Origin of the sequence: Sphingomonas sp. (genome assembly GCF_040398505.1) — a bacterium.
In the GTDB taxonomy this organism is placed as follows: domain Bacteria; phylum Pseudomonadota; class Alphaproteobacteria; order Sphingomonadales; family Sphingomonadaceae; genus Sphingomonas.
Genome location: NZ_JBBATX010000031.1, coordinates 2,059 through 7,179, shown reverse-complemented (window position 1 = coordinate 7,179; position 5,121 = coordinate 2,059). Strand labels below are relative to the sequence as shown.

Here is a 5,121-nt window from a genome sequence, read left to right as displayed (position 1 = left end):
CGGCGGCCCCATCGGCCGCAACGCCGTCACCTTGCCATCGGCCCCGACCAGAAACGAAGCGTGGATCGTCCCGTCGTGGAAACGGCCTTGTACCGTCACCGTCTGGCCGATCGCGACCAGGCTCGTCGCACCGTCCATGAAGCCGCGATGCCGTCCGGTCTCGACCAGCGCGCGTCCGCGGCCATCGGCCAGGATAAAGGCGCGCCCATAGATTTCGGCGACCTTGCCGCGCACCGTGACGATCGACTCGCCATCCGCCAGCGACGGGATCGCCACCGGATTGGCCGGTGCCATCTCGACCGCGGGCGCGCTCATGTGCGCAACCGTCGCGCCGCCGCCGACTCCGACCGCGAGCAAGGCCGCGGCGACCAGCGCGGTCCGCGTTGAAAAGCGCCGCGCCCGCTTCGGTTCGGTCGGGGTTGGGGTCGGTCCTTCGATGGCATCGGTCATTGTCTGCAATCCTTGCTGGTTGGTGTTGCCCTTTCCAGGCGATCGCCCCACCACCCCGCTGAACCCGGCGGTTCAGCCCCGGTTTAGCGACGCCGCCTAGCAAACGGACCAAAGGACACACCCATGCGCATCCTGCTGGTCGAGGACGACACCGCGCTCGCCGACGCCATCGCCCGCGCGCTGCGCGCCGAAAATTTCGCGGTCGATGTGGCCGCGAATGGCGAAGATGGCGCGCATCTCGGCGACACGGGCAGCTATGACGCCGCGGTGCTCGATCTCGGCCTGCCGATCAAATCGGGCATCACCGTGCTGGAGGAATGGCGCGCCGCCGGACGCGCGCTGCCGGTGCTGATCCTGACGGCGCGCGACGGCTGGTCGGAGAAGGTCGCGGGCTTCCGCGCCGGGGCCGACGATTATCTGACCAAGCCATTCCGCGTCGAGGAACTCGTCATGCGGTTGCGCGCGCTGGTGCGCCGTGCCGCTGGCCACGCCGCCGCGCGCATCGTCTGCGGGTCGGTCACGTTCGATGCGCAGACCGGCCAGGTCGAACGCGACGGGCTCCCCTTGCGCCTCACCGCGCTCGAATGGCGCGTGCTGACGACGCTGATGCTGCGCAAGGGCGTGGTGGTCGACCGGCTCGATCTGCTCGACCATGTCTATGAAGGCGATGCCGATCCCGAGTCCAATTCGCTCGAAGTGATCGTCGGGCGCTTGCGCAAGAAGATCGGCGCGGAGCGGATCGAAACGGTGCGTGGCCGCGGCTATCGGGTGGTGGCGTGATGCGCGACCGCATGGCCCGTCACCAATTCCATGCGTTGTCATCCCCGCGAAAGCGGGGACCCATCACCGGCGACACGAGTTGGGTCCCCGCTTTCGCGGGGATGACGGGAGCGGGGAAAGAGGCTCGCAGGGAGCACGAAATGAGCCACGGCGCATGACCCTCCTCCCCCGCTCCCTCTACGGCCGCTTGCTCGCGACCGCGCTGATCGCAACGCTCGCCGCGCTCGCCTTTGCCGCCTTTGCAATCGGTTCGGTGCTCGACCGCTTCGTGATGCACGGGCTCGACGATCGGCTCGACGCGCAAATCGCCGTCCTTGCGCAAGCGATCCGTCCCGATGGCGCGATCGATCGCAGCCGCTTGATCCTCGCCGCCCCCTATGACGATCCGCGCTCGGGCTGGGGATGGCGAGTCGATGCCAGCGGGCGCACGATCGCCTCCCCCACCCCGCCCGATCTCGATGCGATGGAGGCACGCCCGCCCTTCCCCGACGGCCCACCCTTCGCGCGCCACCACCGTGACCGCGACGATCCGCAAGCGCTCGACTGGCGCGATCGCGACGGCCCGCGCCACGCGCGCAGCTTGATGCTTGCCACCCCCGCCGGCCCTGTTCGCATCACTGCCTCCGCCCCGCGCGCGATCGTCGACCGTCCGCTCCGCGCCGCGATGCTGCCGCTGCTCGGCTCGCTGCTGTTGCTCGGCGTGGCGCTCACGATCGCCACGCTCGTGCAACTCCGCATCGGCCTGCGCCCGCTCAAGGCGATGCGTGAGAGCCTGACTGCGATCCGCGCGGGCAAGGCCGCGGCGTTGCCCGCAGACCAGCCGAGCGAACTCGCCCCGCTCGCGACCGAAATCAACGCGTTGCTCGCCGAAAATACCGCAGCGCTCGCCAATGCCCGCGGCCATGTCGCCAATCTCGCGCACGGGCTCAAGACGCCGCTGGCAACGCTCGCGCTCGCGCTTCCGCCGCACGACCCCGACGGTCGTTTGCGCGAACAGGTCGACCGGATCGACCGCGCCGTGCGCCATCACCTCGGCCGCGCGCGCGCCGCGACGCCGGGCGGCGCGCTGCGCGTCGCCACCCCGCTTGCCCCCGTGCTCGCCGATCTGACCGACGCGCTCGCCCGCATCCATGCCGATCGCGGCGTCACCGCCCGCGTGGAGATCGCCCCGGATCTCAGCGTCGCGGTCGATCGGCAGGATCTCGACGAATTGATCGGCAATTTGCTCGACAATGGCTGGCGCTGGGCCGCCAGCCGGATTGCCGTGACCGCCACAGTGGGGTCGGACGCGCGCTTCGCCCGCCTGTGCATCGAAGACGACGGCATCGGCATCGCCCCCGAATTGCGCGGCGCGGCGTGTGCGGCAGTGCAACGACTCGACGAACGCGGCGACGGCCACGGCTTCGGCTTGTCGATCGCATACGAACTCGCGACGCTCTACGGCGGCACGCTAACGCTCGAATCTGCGAGCCTCGGGGGCCTGGCCGCGATCGTCGAACTGCCGCAATCGCTCCAGACGTCGCATTCATCCGGTGTGTGAAAAAAAGTTATGTTCCCGCTTCGGTCTCTTGCGTTTCGCGCGTGCCAGCTTTGACCGCGCGTCGCACGATAGGGCCGCTTCGGACCTGCTGTGAACCGAGTCAAAATAGCGACGAGTTGAGTCGCTAATTTGTCATTTACCGACTTGCGCCGCCGAGCGATCCGGCACAATCTGTTGGGGTTGAGATCGGGGGCGAACCCAAGAGCTGGTAGAACATAGCCTAAAACCCCATATGGCAGAGACGTCGTGGCCCGTGTTGATAACGCGGGGTGGGCTTATTTTGTTCTCGTGCGGTCGCCCGGAAATGATAGCATGGGGGTTCGACCCCCGATTCGAACGGACCGGGAACGCGCCATCGTGAAATGGCCGCGCTGCGGTCCGATATGTGGCGGAAAAGACGAAGGCGATGACGATGGATTTTCGGGACAGCAGGGAAGCGACTACGGACATGGCTACCGATACGATCGAGGCGCTGACGACCAGCGCAGCCCAGCCCGTCAGCGACACGAGCGGTGCCAACCGCACGCTCGCCGCACGCGGCGATTCGAAGGAAGTGCGTGCGCAGCTCTACCCCGTAGAGGTCGACCATTCGCGCGACGCGCTGCTCACCGATTTCGGCAAGGATACGCTCAAGGACCGCTATTTGCTGCCCGGCGAAACCTTCCAGGATTTGTTCGTGCGCGTCGCCTCGGCCTATGCCGACGATGCGGGACACGCGCAGCGGCTCTACAGCTACATTTCGCGGCTGTGGTTCATGCCCGCGACGCCGGTGCTGTCGAACGGCGGCACCGGGCGCGGTCTGCCCATCTCCTGCTTCCTCAACTCGGTGCCCGACAGCCTCAACGGCATCGTCGATACCTGGAACGAGAATGTCTGGCTTGCGTCGCGCGGCGGCGGGATCGGCACCTATTGGGGCAATGTCCGCGGCATCGGCGAGCCGGTTGGCCTCAACGGCAAGACCTCGGGCATCATCCCGTTCGTGCGCGTGATGGATTCGCTGACGCTGGCGATCAGCCAGGGCTCGCTGCGGCGCGGGTCGGCGGCGGTCTATCTCGACGTGTCGCACCCCGAGATCGAGGAATTCCTCGAAATCCGCAAACCCTCGGGCGATTTCAACCGCAAGGCGCTCAACCTGCACCACGGCGTGTTGCTGACCGACGCCTTCATGGAAGCGGTCCGCGCGGGCGATGAATGGACGCTCACCAGCCCGAAGGACGGCTCAGCGCGCGCCACCGTCGATGCGCGCTCGCTATTCCAGAAGCTCGTTGAAACGCGCCTCGCGACGGGCGAGCCGTACATCATCTTCGCCGATCATGTGAACAAGGCGATGCCGAAGCATCACCGCGATCTCGGCCTCAAGGTCTCGACCTCGAACCTGTGCAGCGAGATCACGCTGCCGACCGGCACCGATCATTTGGGCAATGAGCGCACTGCCGTGTGCTGCCTGTCCTCGCTCAATCTCGAGACGTGGGACCAGTGGAAGGACGAGAAGGGCTTTATTGAGGACGTGATGCGTTTCCTCGACAATGTCCTGCAGGATTTCATCGACCGCGCCGAACCCGGCATGGAGCAAGCCGCTTATTCCGCAATGCGCGAGCGTTCGGTCGGCCTGGGCGTGATGGGCTTCCACTCGTTCCTGCAGGCGCGCGGGCTGCCGTTCGAAGGCGCGATGGCCAAGTCGTGGAACTTGCGCATGTTCAAGCACATCAAGGGCCAGGTCGACGAAGCCTCGATGCACCTCGCGACCGAGCGTGGTCCATGCCCCGATGCCGCCGACATGGGCGTGATGGAGCGTTTCAGCTGCAAGATGGCGATCGCGCCGACCGCGTCGATCAGCATCATTTGCGGCGGCACCTCGGCGTGCATCGAGCCGATCCCCGCCAATATCTACACCCACAAGACGCTGTCGGGCAGCTTCTCGATCAAGAACCCCTATCTCGAAAAGCTGCTCAACGAGAAATCGAAGAACAGCGACGCGGTGTGGAATTCGATCCTCGAACAAGGCGGGTCGGTCCAGCATCTCGATTTCCTCAGCACCGAGGAAAAGGATTGCTTCAAGACCAGCTTCGAGATCGACCAGCGCTGGCTGATCGAACTCCAGGCCGACCGCACGCCCTATATCGACCAGGCCACCAGCCTGAACCTGTTCATCCCCGCCGATGTCGAGAAATGGGACTTGCTCATGCTCCACTTCCGCGCGTGGGAATTGGGCATCAAGTCGCTTTACTATCTCCGCTCCAAATCGGTCCAGCGCGCCGGGTTCGCCGGTGGGGTTGAGGCCGACAACACGATCGAAAAGCCGCAATTCGACATTGAAGTGAAGAATTACGATGAATGTCTGGCGTGCCAGT

Annotated in this window: 4 protein-coding genes; 3 read left to right on the top strand and 1 reads right to left on the bottom strand. The window is 65.9% G+C overall.

Features of this window, described 5'->3' with window-relative positions; translation table 11 throughout:
• Positions 1-450: hypothetical protein (locus ABWP09_RS06080; RefSeq protein WP_353204253.1), on the bottom strand; the 450-nt coding region annotated here is incomplete at its 3' end.
• A gap of 123 nt (positions 451-573) precedes the next feature.
• On the opposite strand from ABWP09_RS06080, the gene ABWP09_RS06075 reads away from it, so the two are divergent.
• The 3 genes from ABWP09_RS06075 to ABWP09_RS06065 all read left to right on the top strand — a co-directional run.
• Complete coding sequence (locus ABWP09_RS06075) at positions 574-1,230, top strand: response regulator (protein ID WP_353204252.1); 657 nt, start codon at positions 574-576, stop codon at positions 1,228-1,230.
• A 154-nt stretch (positions 1,231-1,384) separates the two neighbouring features.
• The gene (locus tag ABWP09_RS06070) at positions 1,385-2,770 is read left to right on the top strand and encodes a sensor histidine kinase (protein WP_353204251.1); all 1,386 of its coding nucleotides are present in this window, start codon (positions 1,385-1,387) and stop codon (positions 2,768-2,770) included.
• Between the two features lie 412 nt (positions 2,771-3,182).
• A partial coding sequence (locus ABWP09_RS06065) for a ribonucleoside-diphosphate reductase subunit alpha (RefSeq protein WP_353204250.1) occupies positions 3,183-5,121 on the top strand: 1,939 nt, incomplete at its 3' end.